At 59.2% G+C, this 16,976-nt stretch carries 13 protein-coding genes; 3 read left to right on the top strand and 10 right to left on the bottom strand.

What is annotated here, in order from left to right; genetic code table 11:
• Positions 1-231: 231 nt before the first annotated feature.
• On the bottom strand, positions 232-978 hold the full coding sequence (locus tag ABRP31_RS25550) for an NRDE family protein (protein ID WP_349972668.1): 747 nt from the start codon (positions 976-978) through the stop codon (positions 232-234).
• Between the two features lie 201 nt (positions 979-1,179).
• On the opposite strand from ABRP31_RS25550, the gene lgt reads away from it, so the two are divergent.
• Both lgt and ABRP31_RS25540 read left to right on the top strand, forming a co-directional pair.
• Entirely contained in the window at positions 1,180-1,992 is an 813-nt protein-coding gene (gene lgt / locus ABRP31_RS25545) for a prolipoprotein diacylglyceryl transferase (protein WP_087265915.1), read from the top strand.
• Between the two features lie 52 nt (positions 1,993-2,044).
• A complete protein-coding gene (locus ABRP31_RS25540) occupies positions 2,045-3,016 on the top strand; it encodes a thymidylate synthase (RefSeq protein WP_087265917.1) in 972 nt (323 codons plus the stop codon).
• A 116-nt stretch (positions 3,017-3,132) separates the two neighbouring features.
• On the opposite strand, the gene cadR is transcribed toward ABRP31_RS25540, so the two are convergent.
• Positions 3,133-3,579, bottom strand: a complete 447-nt coding sequence (gene cadR, locus ABRP31_RS25535) for a Cd(II)/Pb(II)-responsive transcriptional regulator (RefSeq protein WP_087265919.1) — start codon at positions 3,577-3,579, stop codon at positions 3,133-3,135.
• Positions 3,580-3,662: 83 nt separating this feature from the next.
• Here cadR and ABRP31_RS25530 point away from each other — a divergent pair, with 83 nt between their 5' ends.
• A complete protein-coding gene (locus ABRP31_RS25530; protein ID WP_349972670.1) occupies positions 3,663-5,942 on the top strand; it encodes a heavy metal translocating P-type ATPase in 2,280 nt (759 codons plus the stop codon).
• A gap of 487 nt (positions 5,943-6,429) precedes the next feature.
• Here ABRP31_RS25530 and hutG read toward each other — a convergent pair whose 3' ends face one another.
• The 8 genes from hutG to hutU all read right to left on the bottom strand — a co-directional run bounded on the left by hutG (position 6,430) and on the right by hutU (position 16,772).
• Positions 6,430-7,233 carry an N-formylglutamate deformylase gene (gene hutG, locus ABRP31_RS25525; RefSeq protein WP_349972672.1) on the bottom strand — a complete coding sequence of 268 codons (804 nt, stop codon included), beginning with the start codon at positions 7,231-7,233 and terminating at the stop codon, positions 6,430-6,432.
• Between the two features lie 120 nt (positions 7,234-7,353).
• Complete coding sequence (gene hutI, locus ABRP31_RS25520) at positions 7,354-8,562, bottom strand: imidazolonepropionase (RefSeq protein ID WP_349972673.1); 1,209 nt, start codon at positions 8,560-8,562, stop codon at positions 7,354-7,356.
• Positions 8,563-8,577: 15 nt separating this feature from the next.
• The gene (locus ABRP31_RS25515) at positions 8,578-9,978 is read right to left on the bottom strand and encodes an amino acid permease (protein WP_349972674.1); all 1,401 of its coding nucleotides are present in this window, start codon (positions 9,976-9,978) and stop codon (positions 8,578-8,580) included.
• A 482-nt stretch (positions 9,979-10,460) separates the two neighbouring features.
• Positions 10,461-12,095, bottom strand: a complete 1,635-nt coding sequence (gene hutH / locus ABRP31_RS25510) for a histidine ammonia-lyase (protein ID WP_349972675.1) — start codon at positions 12,093-12,095, stop codon at positions 10,461-10,463.
• A gap of 12 nt (positions 12,096-12,107) precedes the next feature.
• On the bottom strand, positions 12,108-12,938 hold the full coding sequence (locus tag ABRP31_RS25505; RefSeq protein ID WP_349972677.1) for a glycine betaine/L-proline ABC transporter ATP-binding protein: 831 nt from the start codon (positions 12,936-12,938) through the stop codon (positions 12,108-12,110).
• On the bottom strand, positions 12,935-13,786 hold the full coding sequence (locus tag ABRP31_RS25500; protein ID WP_087265930.1) for a proline/glycine betaine ABC transporter permease: 852 nt from the start codon (positions 13,784-13,786) through the stop codon (positions 12,935-12,937). The genes ABRP31_RS25505 and ABRP31_RS25500 overlap by 4 nt, the downstream gene beginning before the upstream one ends.
• Before the next feature lie 111 nt (positions 13,787-13,897).
• Positions 13,898-14,866, bottom strand: a complete 969-nt coding sequence (locus ABRP31_RS25495) for an ABC transporter substrate-binding protein (RefSeq protein WP_349972678.1) — start codon at positions 14,864-14,866, stop codon at positions 13,898-13,900.
• Positions 14,867-15,086: 220 nt separating this feature from the next.
• Positions 15,087-16,772 carry a urocanate hydratase gene (gene hutU / locus ABRP31_RS25490; protein ID WP_349972679.1) on the bottom strand — a complete coding sequence of 562 codons (1,686 nt, stop codon included), beginning with the start codon at positions 16,770-16,772 and terminating at the stop codon, positions 15,087-15,089.
• Positions 16,773-16,976: the final 204 nt, after the last annotated feature.

Here is a 16,976-nt window from a genome sequence, read left to right as displayed (position 1 = left end):
ACCCAGACCTGTAAGAGCGTACGAGCACCGCGAGGCCGCGATAGCGGTGTATCGGACGGGACGCCATCGCTGCCTCGCGGTGCTCGTGAGGTCCTACAGGATCTGCTTTCCCCTGTGGGAGCCGGGCTTGCCCGCGATTCAGGCACCTCGTTGTATCAGGCATATCGAGTAATCTGTATCGCGGGCAAGCCCAGCTCCCACAAACGATCGCATTTCCGCTGCTGAGCTGTGTCAGATCCTAAATTCCACCTCACCCAATCTCCCGCCATATGGGCCGAAGCTGTGCTCCACAAACTGTTGGCTACCGTCAGCATTGACGATCAGCACGGTGCTGGCGCGGGTGCCGTAATTGGGACTGGCGATGAACACACTGGACAGCAGTTTTTCGGTCTCCAGGCTTACGCCCGTATCAGGCAGCTCAACGGTCGGTGCGGTGGCCGGGTCGCTCAACAACGCCATGAGCGCCAGTGGATTCGGGTCCTCAAGTTGGGTGCTCATGGCCGCCTTGGCTTTTTCCACCTTCGGCCAAGGAGTATTCAGCTCTGCGTTTGACAGCCCGTAAACGCCTGCAGCCAACAGGCGTGGTTCCGGGTGGGCGCCATTCAGGTAATACAACCGCTCGCGATCACCTACCAGCAGGTTGAAACCACCATACTCCGCAGCCCTTAGCGCGATATCGGCAAGGTAGTCTTCAGCCGGAACGTCGCTGGTTAAAAATTGAGCAACCAGTTCGCCTCGCGAGCGGTTACCCATTGGTAGGTCAGGGTTGCGAATATTGGTCAGCGCTGCAAATCGTCCGTCGGAAGTTACGCCTAGCCAGGTTCCACCTGCTTCGAGGTCGCGCCCGGCATAAACTTGAGGCGCGTCTGCCCATTGCGCCAAGGGTTGAGTCGGGCGGGCGTAAAACTCATCACGATTGGCGGCCACGATCAGCGGCAGGGCGTGCGAAGGGCGCCACGCGAAAACAATCAGACACATGCAGTACTCCTTTTTAAGCCACTGTAACCACACATGAGGCTCACATCCATCGCACGCCGCTAGAGCGCCGGGCGTTGCTCCGGTAACATGCCGGTCTCTTTTCGTCATGCCCGGCCTTAGCTGTTCAGCGCGGGTTTATGTTTCCTGCTTTAGTGTGTCTGGTTAAGTGCTCGCAAGAGCGTTCCCATTTAAGGAGTTGCAATGCTGCCTTACCCGCAGATTGACCCGGTGGCGGTGGCCATCGGCCCGCTGCAAATTCACTGGTACGGTTTGATGTACCTGGTCGGGATTGGCGGCGCGTGGCTGCTGGCATCGCGGCGTTTGAACCGCTTTGATCCGACCTGGACCAAAGAAAAACTCTCCGACATGATTTTCTGGCTGGCCATGGGCGTGATCGTCGGTGGGCGGTTGGGTTATGTCCTGTTCTACGATCTGCCTGCCTATATTTCCAATCCGCTGCTGATTTTCGAAGTCTGGAAAGGCGGCATGGCGTTCCACGGCGGTTTTGTCGGCGTGATGCTGGCCGCGTGGTTTTTTGCTCGACGCAACGGCAAGTCGTTCTTCGAACTCATGGACTTCATTGCGCCCATGGTGCCGATTGGTCTGGGTGCCGGTCGGATCGGTAACTTCATCAATGCCGAGTTGTGGGGCAAACCGACTGACGTGCCTTGGGCGATGATCTTCCCGCCGTTCAGCGATCCGGCGCAGTTACCGCGCCATCCGTCACAGCTGTACCAGTTCGCGCTGGAAGGCGTTGCGCTGTTCCTGATCCTCTATCTGTTCTCGCGTAAACCGCGCCCGACCATGGCCATTTCCGGCATGTTCGCGTTGTTTTACGGGATTTTCCGTTTCATCGTCGAGTTTGTCCGCGTGCCGGATGCGCAGTTGGGTTATCTGGCCTGGGGTTGGGTCACGATGGGCCAAATCCTCAGTCTGCCGATGATCATCGCGGGTGCTGTGCTGATCTGGCTGGCTTACAACCGCGCCCCCGCTGGCAAGAACGCGGCGGTCTAACACCGAAACGCCGGGCGAGGCTGCCCGGCGGATTCACCGAAGCAGGTAATTTATGAAGCAATATCTGGATCTAGTCGCCCACGTCATCAAGAACGGTACGTTGCAGGCCAACCGCACCGGCGTGAAAACCATCAGTTTTCCCGGCGCGATGCTGCGTTATGACCTCAAGGAAGGCTTCCCGGCGATTACCACCCGGCGTATGGCCTTCAAGTCAGCTATCGGCGAAATGGTCGGCTTCCTGCGGGGCGTGAACAACGCTGCTGAGTTTCGCGAACTGGGCTGCAAAGTCTGGGACCAGAATGCCAACGAAAACGCCCAGTGGCTGGACAACCCGTTCCGCAAGGGCGAAGACGATCTGGGCGAAATCTACGGGGTGCAATGGCGCAAATGGCCTGCTTACAAGCGCATTGACCTGAGCAACCCGAAAGCCATCGAACTGGCAATCAGTCAGGGTTACCAGCAGATCGCCCAGTCTGAAGAAGACGGTCAGCCTTACGTGGTGCTGTACAAGGCCATTGACCAGATTCGCCAATGCGTCGACACCATCATCAAGGACCCGGGCAGCCGCCGTATTCTGTTCCACGGCTGGAACTGCGCGCAGCTGGACGAAATGGCCTTGCCGCCGTGCCACCTGCTGTATCAGTTCCACCCGAATCAGGAGACCAAAGAAATCTCCCTGACGTTATACATCCGCTCCAACGATCTGGGCCTGGGCACGCCGTTCAATCTGACTGAAGGGGCTGCGCTGCTGAGCCTGATCGGCCGTCTGACGGGCTACACGCCGCGCTGGTTCACGTATTTCATTGGCGATGCTCATGTCTACGAAAACCACCTGGACATGCTCAACGAACAGCTCAAGCGCGAGCCGTATCCGATGCCTAAGCTGGTGATTTCCGATCGGGTGCCGGAGTTTGCCAAGACTGGCGTATACCAGCCGGAATGGCTGGAGCAGATCGAACCGTCAGACTTTTCGCTGGAAGGTTACGAGCATCACCCGGCAATGACCGCGCCGATGGCGGTTTAAGAGTCTGCATGTTATCCGGTAGGAGGCAACTTGTTGGCGAGAGGTTTTACGCGGTGAGTCAGGTCTGCCGCCTCGCGAACAAGTTCGCTCCTACCGATTGGGTTGTTCCTGATCCCTCAATGCCCATGACTCCTGCCCACATGGGAGTGTTCTACATCAGCGGTCACTACGCTGCCGCTGACTTCCAGTCGATCCAGAATCCCGCAATGATCCGGTGCTCCATCGCTGCAGCGTTGGCGCAGGTCCAGTAGCTGCGTCTGCAGGGCTTGCAGGCTGGCGATGCGGTCATTGACGTGCTGGATGTGCTCATCAATCAGCGCATTGACACTTACGCACTGGTCTTGCGGGCTGTCGCGCAAGTTGAGCAGGCTGCGGATCTCTTCGAGCGTCATGTCCAGGCTGCGACAGTTGCGGATGAAGGTCAGCCGCTCCACATGGGCCTGGGTGTACAGCCGATAGTTGCCATCGCTACGTGCAGGTGCCGGGAGCAATCCCTCGCGCTCGTAGTAGCGGATGGTTTCTACCTGCGCATCAGTCAGTTTTGCCAGCTCGCCAATCTTCATTGTCGTTGATTCCGTTTCAGTGCTTGACCCTATAGTGGCTACAGGGTGTTCACTTGGCAACAAGCACGATAAAGGACCGGACCATGAGCCAGTTGACCCCCGTTCACGACAAGCACGATCACGACAAGTATGACCATGAAAGCCACGATCATCAAAGCCATGACCATTCCCAGCATGATCACGGTAAGGTCGAACAAGGTCACGGCAGTTGCTGCTCGTCGAAAGTCGCGCCTGCGGTGGTCACGTTCAGCGATGCCCCTGCATCGGGGGCGCAACTGAGCACATTCCGTATCGAGCAGATGGATTGCCCTACGGAGCAGACGCTCATCCAGAACAAGCTGGGCAAACTGGCCGGCGTGCAGAAACTTGAATTCAACCTGATCAATCGCCTGCTCGGCGTCTGGCACGAACTGCCGTCCACCGATCCGATTCGGGACGCCATCGCCTCATTGGGCATGCAAGCCGAGCCGGTTGAGGAGGGCGCAGAGTCCGCACCTGCACCGGTAGTGAAAAAAGCCTGGTGGCCGTTGGCGTTGTCCGGTGTTACCGCGCTGGCCGCTGAAGTCATTCACTTCGGCTCATTTGCGTCGGATTGGGTCGTGGCCATCGTGGCGCTGGTTTCCATCCTCAGCGGCGGGTTGGGCACCTACAAAAAAGGCTGGATCGCACTCAAGAACCTCAACCTGAACATCAACGCGTTGATGAGCATTGCCGTGACCGGCGCCGTGTTGATCGGGCAATGGCCGGAAGCAGCGATGGTGATGTTCCTGTTTACCGTCGCCGAGCTGATTGAAGCCAAATCCCTGGACCGCGCTCGCAACGCTATCAGTGGCTTGATGCAGCTCACGCCGGAACTGGCTACCGTGAAGCAGGCGGATGGTCAGTGGTTGGAACTGGAAGCCAAAAACATCGAGTTGGGCGCCATCGTCCGGGTTAAACCGGGTGAGCGCGTCGCTCTGGATGGTGAGGTGGTGTCCGGTAACTCCACGATTGATCAGGCGCCGATTACCGGTGAAAGCCTGCCGGTCGAGAAAACCATCGGCGATAAAGTCTTTGCCGGGACTATCAACCAGTCTGGCTCGCTGGAGTATCGCGTGACTGCCGTGGCGAATAACTCGACGCTGGCGCGAATCATTCATGCGGTTGAGGCTGCTCAAGGCTCGCGGGCACCGACTCAGCGTTTCGTCGACAGCTTCTCGCGCATCTACACCCCGGCGGTGTTCATCTTCGCCCTCGGCGTAGCGATCATCCCGCCGCTGTTCATGGGCGCGGCGTGGTTCGACTGGATCTATCGCGCGCTTGTGCTGCTGGTTGTAGCTTGCCCTTGTGCATTGGTGATCTCCACGCCGGTGACCATTGTCAGCGGGCTGGCGGCTGCGGCGCGCAGAGGCATCCTTATCAAGGGCGGCGTGTACCTGGAAATGGGCCACAAGCTTGATTACCTGGCTCTGGACAAGACCGGCACGATCACCCACGGCAAGCCGGTGCAGACCGATTTCGTGTTGCTTGAGTCAACCGCTGCGGATCGCGTTCCGGGTGTGGCGGCGAGTCTGGCGGGGCGCTCTGATCACCCGGTTTCCCAGGCAATTGCCAAGGCCGCCGAGCACAACGTTAATGCCCATGAGGTCAACGCGTTCGAAGCGTTGGCTGGGCGTGGGGTGCGCGGCGAGATCAATGGCGAGCTTTACCACTTGGGCAACCATCGCTTGGTAGAAGAGCTGGGCCTTTGCTCTGCGCAGTTGGAAGCACAGCTGGATGCGCTGGAACAGCAAGGCAAAAGCGTCGTGTTGCTACTGGATAAATCTGGCCCGCTGGCGTTGTTTGCAGTGGCCGATACGGTCAAGGAAAGCAGCCGTGAAGCGATCCAGCAACTGCATGAACTGGGCGTTAAAACCCTGATGCTGACCGGTGACAACCCGCACACCGCCAAGGCGATCGCTGCGCAGGTGGGTATCGATTCGGCTCAGGGCAACCTGATGCCAAGCGACAAACTGGAGGCTATCGAAGCGCTGTATGCCAAAGGGCATCGGGTCGGCATGGTCGGCGACGGCATCAACGACGCACCCGCGCTGGCGCGCTCCGAGATTGGCTTCGCCATGGCGGCAGCGGGTACCGATACTGCGATTGAAACGGCGGATGTCGCCCTGATGGACGACGATCTGCGCAAGATTCCAGCGTTTATCCAACTGTCGCGCCGGACGTCGGCGGTATTGAAGCAGAACATCTTCCTCGCTCTGTTTATCAAAGCGATCTTCCTGGCGATGACCTTTGCAGGTATGGCGACGATGTGGATGGCGGTGTTCGCGGATATGGGAGTGAGCCTGTTGGTGGTGTTCAATGGGTTGCGGTTGCTTAAAAAGTAATGAGTTCGCTCCTACCGGATGGTGCGATGATCTTGAAGACGCCAAGGTTGGCCGCCGCGTTACGGTAGGAGCCAACTTGTTGGCGAAGCGGTGTGTCAGGCGGACCGTCTCGCGAACAAGTTCGCTCCTACCGGATGGTGGATGATCCTGAAGACGCCAAGGTTGGCCGCCGCGTTACGGTAGGAGCCAACTTGTTGGCGAAGCGGTGTGTCAGGCGGACCGTCTCGCGAACAAGTTCGCTCCTACCGGATGGTGGATGATCCTGAAGATGCCAAGGTTGGCCGCCGCGTTACGGTAGGAGCCAACTTGTTGGCGAAGCGGTGTGTCAGGCGGACCGTCTCGCGAACAAGTTCGCTCCTACCGGATGGTGGATGATCCTGAAGACGCCAAGGTTGGCCGCCGCGTTACGGTAGGAGCCAACTTGTTGGCGAAGCGGCGTGTCAGGCGGACCGTCTCGCGAACAAGTTCGCTCCTACCGGTGCATGTATTACCTGCCAAATTTTTCCTGCCCCCACTCAATCATCTTTTCAACCAACTGCCTTAACACCACCCGCGTCGGCTCGGCCAGATCCGGGCGGTAGTGGAACGGCACGAATTCGTCCATGTAGGTTGCCTGCACCAGTTCCAGTTGCACCGCATGGATATTGTTGGCCGGGTCGCCGTAGTGGCGGGTGATGTGGCCGCCTTTGAAGCGGCCGTTCAGCACATGGCTGTAATCGCCCGCGGCAGCGCAGGTGGCTTCCAGGCGTTTGGCCAATTGTTCATCGCAGCTTGCGCCGTTGAAGGTGCCGAGGTTGAAGTCCGGCAAGCGGCCTTCGAAAAGATGAGGGATATGTCCGCGAATCGAGTGGGCATCAAACAGCAACGCGTAGCCGAACTCATCTCTCAGGCGTGCAAGCTCTTGCTCAAGCGTCTGGTGATATGGCGTCCAGATATGTTCCAGATAAGTCGCCCGCTCTTCAGCGCTCGGTGCCAGACCGTCTTTGAACAGCGGTACACCGTCGAACAGGATCGACGGGAACAACCCGGTGGTTGCTCCGGCATACAGCGGCTTGTCGTCTGAGGGGCGATTCAGGTCGATCACAAAGCGCGAATACTCGGCGGCCAATGTACTGGCACCCAGTTCTGCGGCGAAATCGTAGAGCTTCGGAATATGCCAATCAGTATCTGGCAGGCTCAGCGCCTCATCCACCAGCCCCGACTCGACAGCAGGTGTCAGACGCAACCCGGCGTGGGGCATGCTGATCAGCAGCGGCACCCGGCCGCGAGAAAATTTCAGAACGTTGTCCATGAATCTCTCCTGTTAACCAAATATTGAACCCATTCCTGTAGGAGCCCACGAGCAACGCGAGGCAGCGATGGCGATTTGCCTGGCACACCGCTATCGCTGCCTCGCGTTGCTCGTGAGCTCCTACAGGTTCAGCGATTCAACACCGTTGCGGACGATGCGTTTGTCCAGATCGCCACCCAGCCAATACGCCAGGTCAGCGGGGCGTTCGATGTTCCAGGCGACGAAGTCTGCGACTTTGCCGACCTCCAGCGAACCATGGGTTTCGCCCATGCCGAGGGCTTTCGCGGCGTTGATCGTGACCCCGGCCAGGGCTTCTTCGGGTGTCATGCGGAACAGTGTGCACGCCATGTTCAGCATCAAACGCAACGACAACGCTGGCGATGTGCCGGGGTTGAGGTCGCTGGCAATCGCGATGTCGACGCCATGTTTGCGCAGCGCATCCATCGGCGGCAATTGAGTTTCGCGCAGGAAGTAATAAGCGCCCGGCAGCAGCACCGCGACGGTTCCAGCCGCGGCCATGGCGACGGCATCGGCCTCGGTCATGAATTCCAGATGATCCGCCGACAAGGCTTGGTAGCGCGCCGCCAGACTAGAGCCTGCCAACGGCGAAAGCTGCTCGGCATGCAGTTTTACCGGCAAGCCCAATTGTCCGGCAGTGATGAAAACCTGCTCGACCTGCGCCGGGGAGAACGCCAGGTACTCACAGAACGCATCCACCGCATCGACCAAACCTTCCTCGGCCAGCGCGGGCAGCATTTCGCTACAGATGTGGTTGATATAATCGTCAGCGCGGTCGGCGTATTCCGGCGGCAGTGCGTGGGCAGCCAGACAGGTGCTGCGCACTGTCACCGGCAGCGTGTTGCCCAGTCGGCGGATCACCCGCAGCAACTTGCGCTCGCTGGCCAGATCCAGCCCGTAGCCGGATTTCATTTCCACCGTGGTCACGCCATCCTTGAGCAAATGCCGCAGGCGACGCTCGGCGCTGGCGTACAGCTCGTCTTCACTGGCCGCGCGTGTGGCGCGCACGGTGCTGGCAATGCCGCCACCGGCCGCCGCTATTTCGGCATAACTCACACCTTGCAGACGCTGCTCGAATTCGCCGCTGCGGTTGCCGCCGAACACCGTATGAGTGTGGCAGTCGATCAGCCCCGGCGTGACCCACGCGCCTTTCAAGTCGATGACACTGTCGTAAGCTGTTTCAACGAGAGCCGATTGAGGCCCGATCCACTCGATCAACGCTCCAGAGGTCACGATGGCGGCATCTTCGATGATCGAGTATTTGCCTTGAGCCATGCTTGCTACGTGACAGTGTTTCCAGAGCGTTTTCATGTCCAGTCTCCGAGGCTACCGGTGGGTGGGAGGGGAATGTTCAGGGCGTTTTGCCGAGCCCGGCTTGCCCCAAATGCGGTAGGCCGCGATCAACAGCACAACCCAGCCTGCGCCAACGATCAGCGCGATACGGTTGTCGGGGAAATAACCCAGCACGCCGAAAATAAACAGCATGAACACAATGGCGGCGGCCGGAGCGTAGGGCCAGAACGGCACCGGGAATTTCAGCTGCGCTGCGTCTTCGCGGCTCATCTTGCGGCGCATGGCGACTTGAGTGAGCAGAATCATCAACCAGACCCAAACGGTGGCAAAGGTCGCAATCGAGGCGATGACCATGAACACGTTTTCCGGGATTCGGTAATTCAGCCAAACACCAAGCAGCAGCGCGACGCCCATCACCAGCACGGTCATCCACGGCACGCCTTGTCTGGACAGTTGCGAGAACGCAGCCGGTGCCTGACCCTGTTGCGCCAAGCCGTACATAATGCGGCCAGCGCCGAACACGTCGCTGTTGATCGCCGACACCGCTGCAGAAATCACCACAACGTTTAGCAGCGCAGCCGCCCATGGCAGGCCGAGGCTGGAGAAAATCTGCACGAACGGGCTGTTTGCCTTGGTGATCTGCGACCACGGGAACAGCGACATCAGCACGAACAAGGTCAGCACGTAGAACAGCAGAATGCGCAGCGGCACCGAATTGATGGCCTGCGGAATAGTACGTTGCGGGTCTTTGGCTTCGCCCGCGGTGATGCCGATGATTTCGATACCGCCAAACGCGAACATCACCACCGCAAAGCAGGCGATCAAACCGCCGATGCCATTGGGCATGAATCCGCCGTGGCTCCACAGGTTACTGATGCTGGAGACGGTTTCACCGCTGCCCGACAGGTTGACCCCGAACAGCAGCAAGCCAAGCCCGGCTACGATCATCGCGACGATGGCGCCGACTTTGAGCAGTGACAGCCAGAACTCGGTCTCGCCGAAGACTTTGACGTTGCACAGGTTGAGTGCGCCGATCAGGAAAACGATGCCCAGCACCCAGATCCAGCGCGGGACTTCCGGGAACCAGAAACCCATGTAAATCCCGAAGGCGGTGACGTCGGCGATGCAGACAATGATCATCTCAAAGGCGTAGGTCCAGCCGAGCACGAAGCCCGCCATCGGGCCCAGGTAGGTGCTGGCGTATTCGCCGAACGAGCCGGAGACCGGGTTGTGCACGGCCATTTCACCCAAGGCGCGCATGACCATGAAAACGGCTGCGCCACCGATCAGGTAAGCCAGTAAAACGGCCGGGCCTGCCATCTGGATCGCTGAAGCCGAGCCGTAGAACAGGCCGGTGCCGATGGCTGACCCCAGCGCCATGAAGCGAATGTGACGGGCCGAAAGCCCGCGTTTCAAACCTTGCTGTGACGTCATTTCAATCCAATCCAGTTTCTTTCCAGCGAACTGCCAGGTACTCAGGCGCGCAAGGATACCTGCTGGGTCGCGTCGGCCAAATCATTGGCCTGTCGGGTGTCGCCTGGCTGACATCCGGTGTCATGGATGTCTATACGTTTGTGACCCCTTGCGGCTAAAGCCGCTCCTACGGACGACACGCATCCGTAGGACTGGCTTTAGCCGGGAGGACGTCATCACATTTGCCGCATCTGTTTCGTCAGGAATATCGAGTCATCGTTCTTCGCGGGCAAGCCCGGCTCCCACAGGAGAACGCGATCTCATGTTGGAGCAGCCGGGGTGGCGCTCCACCTTGCCCGCGATAAACGATAACGCGGTGTGTCGTCTGACTGCGTCTTATGTATCGCGAGCAAGGTGGAGCGCCACCCCGGCCGCTCCCACAGGGGAACGCATTCCTTTGTGGGAGCTGGGCTTGCCCGCGATATAGGCGACTCAATCTAAAGTCATACCGCGTCCAGTCTTATCGTCGGAATGCCGCCCAGACCAGGCTCAGCTCCCAAATGAGTGGTGTGCTCCATAAGATTGGATTCGCCTCGCGAGACATCGACTGTTGTCGACCGGCACTGGCGAAATACTCTTTCCAGCAGCGCTTCACTTCTCAACACCTTGGCACTGCTGGCAATATCCGGCGCGAGCCTGCGGTCCTCGTCGTACGGCGGGACTTCTTCACGCAGCACGCGCCACGCGGCATCGGTGCCGACGCCAAAGCGCTGGATCTTCAAAAATTCGAAGGCTTGGGCCGCAAGCAAATACTCAATCGCCAGAATCTGAGTGGTGTTATCCAGCACCTTGTGCAGCTTCAGCGCAGCGTTGGTGCCCATGCTCAAATGGTCTTCCTGCAGGCCCGAGGTGACGAAGTTATCGGTAACCGCCGGTTGCGCCAGTTGGCGGTTTTCAGCGCACAGGGACGCCGCGACGTACTGAACAATCATCATCCCCGAGTTGACCCCCGGCTGGCTGACCAGAAACGCCGGCAGGTTGCTGATGGTCGGGTTGATCAGGCGATCCAGTCGCCGCTCGGCAATCGAGCCCAGTTCCGCCACGGCAATCGCCAGCAAATCGGCAGCCATGGCCACAGACTGACCGTGCGGGTTGGCTTGCGACACCACGCGGTACGCTTCAGGTGAGCCGAGCACCAGCGGGTTGTCGGTGGCCGAGTTCAGCTCGATTTCAATTTGCCGGGTCGCGTGTACCAACTGATCGCGGGTCGCGCCGTGCACCTGCGGGATCGAGCGAACGCTCAGCGCGTCCTGAGTCCGGATGCCATGGCTGTTGACCACCACTTCGCTGCCGTCCAGCAACCCGCGCAGGTTGCTGCCAACGATTTGCATGCCCGGATGCGGCTTGAGTGCGATGATCTCGGGATCGAACGCATTGATCTGACCGCCAAGCGCTTCAAAGCTCATGGCGCCAATCACATCCGCCCACTGCGTCAGGCGCTGCGCATCGGCGATCGCCAGGCAGCTCAGGCCGGTCATGCACGGCGTACCGTTAACCAGGCACAGCCCGTCTTTCGCACCCAGCACCACCGGACTCAACCCTTCGGCGTCCAGCGCTTGCTGTGCAGGTACGACATGGCCGCGATAACTGACGTTGCCCACGCCCAGCAAGGCAATGCCGATGTGTGCCATATGGGTCAGATAACCCACCGAACCCTGGGATGGCACGTGCGGCGTGATGTTGCGGTTAAGCAGGTTGAGTAGAGCCTCGACGACTTGCCGGTGCAGTCCGGATTTGCCCTGGCTGTAATTGATGATTGCCGCGCAGATGATCGACCGGGTTTGCTCGTCTGAAAGCGCTACACCGACGCCACACGCGTGGCTCAGCAAGGTATTGCGCGACAGCTGGCTCAGTTGCTCGCCTTGCAGGGAAATGTTGCACAGCGCGCCCAGCCCGGTGTTCACGCCATAAGCCTGCTCGCCGCTGGCGACGATGCGCTCGACAATGGCCTGAGCGTTGTCGATCCGCGCCCAGGCGCCGGCCGAAAGCGCGAGCTGTGCGCCCCGGCGAGCAACTGCAACCACGTCCTGCCAACGGACCGGACCTTCACCAATGACCACTTGTTCGACGGGCGACATCTGCACGCTTCCTTACACGGTGACTGCGCGCCGCTGCACGAAACGATCAACGTATTCGTCGGCGGGGGAGTAGAGGATTTCTTTCGGAGTGCCCACTTGAATCAACTGCCCGTCCTTGAGAATCGCGATGCGATTACCAATGCGCACGGCTTCATCGAGGTCATGGGTGATGAACACGATGGTTTTCTTCAGGCTGCTTTGCAGCTCCAGTAACTGATCCTGCATTTCGGCGCGAATCAGCGGATCGAGAGCACTGAACGCCTCATCCATCAGGATGATGTCAGTGTCCGCAGCCAGTGCCCGAGCGAGCCCAACCCGTTGGCGCATGCCGCCGGAGAGCTGATGCGGGTATTTGTTTTCGTAGCCTTGCAGGCCCACGGTACTGATCCAGTGCCGGGCGCGCTCGATGCAATACTCTTTGCTCTCGCCGCGCACTTTCAGGCCGTAGGCGACGTTGTCCTGCACAGTCTTGTGCGGCAGCAGGCCGAAGCTCTGGAACACCATGCTGATTTTCTGGCGACGAAATTGGCGCAGGGCTTCCATGTCGTACTGCAGGATGTCTTCGCCATCGACCAGGATTTCACCGCTGGTGGGATCAATCAGGCGGTTGAAGTGGCGCACCAACGTCGATTTACCTGAACCGGACAGGCCCATGATCACGAAGATTTCACCGCTGCCGATGGACAGCGACAAGTCGTTCACGCCGACCACGCAGCCGGTTTTTGCCAGAACTTCGTCTTTACTGCCGTTCTGCCTGACCATTTCCAGCGCGTCCTTGGGACGGTTGCCAAAAATCTTGAAGACGTTGCGGACCACGATTTTGTTGGGCTCTTGGTCAGTCATTTGTTCGCCTCATGCCGTGGTCGGCCGTATGCCTGGGTGATGCGGTCGATGACCACTGCGAGAATCACGATAGCCAGCCCGGCTTCCAGTCCGCGTCCGACGTTCAGGGTCTGAATGCCCACCAACACATCTTCGCCAAGGCCGCGAGCACCGATCATCGAGGCGATAACCACCATCGACAGCGCCATCATCGTGGTCTGGTTGATCCCGGCCATGATGCTTGGCAGTGCCAGCGGCAGTTGCACGCCGAACAACTGCTGCCAGCGGTTCGCGCCGAAGGCATTGATTGCTTCCATGACTTCGCCGTCCACCTGACGAATGCCCAGATCAGTGAGGCGAATCAGCGGCGGTGCGGCGTAGATCACGGTGGCAAAAATCGCCGGAACCTTGCCCAGGCCAAACAGCATCAGCACCGGAATCAGGTAAACGAAGCTGGGCATGGTCTGCATGATGTCCAGCAATGGCATCAGCACCGAACGCAGACGATTGCTGCGTGCCGAGAGAATGCCCAGCGGTATGCCGATGATTACCGAAATCACGGTGGCGACCAGCATCAGCGCCAGCGTCTGCATCAGCTTGTCCCACAGCCCGACCGCGCCGACCAGAAACAGCAGGCCGACGATGACCGCCGTAGTGACGATTTTGCGTGTGGCGTGCCAGGCAATGCCGCCGACAATCGCCAGCATCAACCACCACGGCGCCATGCGCAGCAGGCCTTCCAGATTGACGATGGCCCACAGCAGCGTGTCGGAGATCTGCCGGAACACATCGCCGTAATTGGTCACCAGCGCATCAACCCAGTCGTTGACCAGATTGGCGATGGAGAATGTGAAGCTTTCGGGGAACATAAGGTGCTCTCTGAACTGGAATTCAATTCTGTAGGAGCTGCCGAAGGCTGCGAAGGCGGTGGATCAGGTACATCGCTTCGCAGCCTTCGGCAGCTCCTACAGGGGATTGCGTTACAACGAAGCATCCACCTTTTTCGCCGCTTCTTCACTCACCCAGGCATGCCAGACTTCCGGGTGTTCCTTGAGGAAGATCTTCGCCAGTTTCGGCGATTCGATGCGGTCCTTGGTCATGCGGGCCAGGTTCTGGTTGAGCAGATCAATGGGGATGTTGACCTTTTCCATGACTGACACCAATTCAGGGGCCTGTTCGTGGAAGGTCTTGGACAAGCCCACCTTGATTTCGATGTTCTTGTTCGCGCCATCCTTCTCTTCCAGACGTACCAGATCCACCTGGCCCATCAGAGGCGTCGGCGACCAGTAGTAAGTCAGGATCGGCTCGCCACGTTTGTAGCTCGACAGGATCGCTGCATCCAGCGCCGGGCCAGTGCCTGGGCGGAAATTAGTGTATTTATCTTCCAGACCGTAGGTCTTCAGCATTTCGCTGTTTTCCAGCTCGCAGGTCCAGCCAGCGGGGCAGTTGTAGAAACGGCCTTTGCCCGGCTCTTCAGCGTCTTTGAACAGCGTCGAGTATTTGGCCAGATCGCTGATGGATTTCAGGTCCGGAGCCTTGGCTTCCAGCTTGCGCTTGGCGTCGCCTTCGATCACATAACGCGGCACGTACCAACCTTCGACCGCGCCTTTGACGGGGCTGCCGACACCGACCACTTTCCCGGCTTTCTCAGCCTTGTTCCACACGTCGCTGCGGCCGACCCACTCTTCGGCAAACACCTGAATATCGTTGGTGCTCAGGGCGTTTTCCATGGTGATGGAATTGCCCGGCAAGCTGTCGACTTCACAGCCGTAACCCTTGTTCAGGACCACCTGCAACACGTCGGTCAGCAACATGGCGCTTTCCCAGTTCAGACCGGCGAACTTCACCGGCTTGCCGGATTCGCACCAACCCGCTGCCTGACTTGCGCCAGCGCCGGTGAGCAAACCCAGTGAAATCAACGTGGATAGCAGTGCCTTTTTGGTTTTCATTGTGTGACGCTCCTCGCGAATGGATGTGGGCAGTTTCCAGATCAAAAGGCCAGAAGCCTGATTGCAGGACACTTGACGGTCCTTTGGGGTGGTCAGTTCACTTTTGAGTTGGGGAAGATCCCTGTGGGAGCTGGGCTTGCCCGCGATAAGGACACCTCTATCTAAAGTGAACCGAGTCCAACCGTATCGCGGGCAAGCACCGCTCCCACAAGGAAACTCGCTAGCCCTTGATCATCGGCAGATTCAGGCCCTTCTCGTTGGCGCAATCAATCGCGATCTGATAACCCGCATCCGCATGGCGCATCACGCCGGTGGCCGGGTCGTTATGCAACACGCGGGCGATGCGTTCGGCGGCTTCGTCGCTGCCGTCGCACACAATCACCATCCCCGAATGCTGGGAGAAGCCCATGCCGACGCCGCCGCCGTGGTGCAGCGAAACCCAGGTCGCGCCGCTGGCGGTGTTGAGCAGGGCGTTGAGCAGTGGCCAGTCGGACACGGCATCGGAACCGTCCTGCATGGATTCGGTTTCGCGGTTCGGGCTGGAGACCGAGCCGGAGTCCAGGTGGTCGCGGCCGATCACAACCGGTGCCGACAACTCACCGCTGCGGACCATTTCGTTGAACGCCAGACCGAGTTTGGCGCGCTGACCCAGGCCGACCCAGCAGATACGCGCTGGCAGACCTTGAAAGGCAATGCGCTCGCGGGCCATGTTCAGCCAGTTGTGCAGGTGCGCGTCGTCCGGGATCAGTTCTTTGACCTTGGCGTCGGTCTTGTAGATGTCTTCCGGGTCGCCCGACAGCGCGGCCCAGCGGAAAGGCCCTACCCCACGACAGAACAACGGACGAATGTAGGCTGGAACGAAACCCGGGAAGTCGAACGCATTGGCTACGCCTTCTTCCTTGGCCATCTGCCGGATGTTGTTGCCGTAATCGAAGGTCGGAATCCCCATCTTCTGGAAGGCCAACATCGCCTCGACGTGCTCAGCCATGGACTGCTTGGCGGCTTTGACCACTGCGGCTGGCTCGGTCAAAGAGCGAGCGCGGTACTCGTCCCAGGTCCAGCCTTTTGGCAGATAGCCATTGAGTGGGTCGTGAGCGCTGGTCTGGTCGGTGACCATGTCCGGGCGCACGCCACGACGCACCATTTCCGGCAGGATTTCTGCGGCGTTACCACACAATGCGATGGAGATTGCTTTGCCTTCAGCGGTGTATTTCGCGATACGCGCCAGGGCGTCATCCAGATCGTCGGCTTGTTCATCGACGTAGCGGGTCTTGAGGCGGAAGTCGATGCGGCTCTGTTGGCATTCGATGTTCAGCGAGCTGGCCCCGGCCATACCTGCGGCCAGAGGTTGCGCGCCTCCCATGCCGCCCAGGCCTGCGGTCAGGACCCACTTGCCTTTGAGGCTGCCGTTGTAATGCTGGCGACCGGCTTCGACGAAGGTTTCGTATGTACCTTGAACGATCCCCTGGCTGCCGATGTAGATCCAGCTACCAGCGGTCATCTGGCCGTACATGGCCAAGCCTTTGGCATCCAGTTCGTTGAAGTGCTCCCAGCTTGCCCAGTGCGGCACCAGATTGGAGTTTGCGATCAATACCCGAGGCGCGTTGCTGTGGGTCTTGAACACGCCGACCGGCTTGCCGGACTGAACCAGCAGGGTTTCGTCGTCATTCAGGTGGGTCAGGCTTTCAACGATCTTGTCGTAGCACTCCCAGTTGCGCGCTGCGCGCCCGATGCCGCCGTAAACCACCAGTTCTTTGGGATTTTCGGCCACTTCCGGGTCAAGGTTGTTCATCAGCATGCGCAATGGTGCTTCGGTCATCCAGCTTTTGGCGGTGAGCCTGGTGCCACGAGCCGCGCGAACTTCGACGTCACGGTAGCGGGTCCAGTGTTGGTTATTCTCGGTCACGAAAGAAGTCCTCAGCGATCAGTTCAATGCACTTGGCTTTACTTGTATGTACAAGCATATGCAATTGAAAGACCAACTCTTGAAAACCAGTCCGTAGGAGCGCGTTTGCCCGCGATGGCGTCGGGTCAGTCTATGCATATGTAGGCTGACCCGACGCTATCGCGGGCAAGCGCGCTCCTACGGGGAATTTAATTAAACTCAATA

Source organism: Pseudomonas caspiana, assembly GCF_040224095.2.
GTDB classification, from domain to species: domain Bacteria; phylum Pseudomonadota; class Gammaproteobacteria; order Pseudomonadales; family Pseudomonadaceae; genus Aquipseudomonas; species Aquipseudomonas caspiana.
This window is presented reverse-complemented; position numbering and strand designations above follow the sequence as displayed.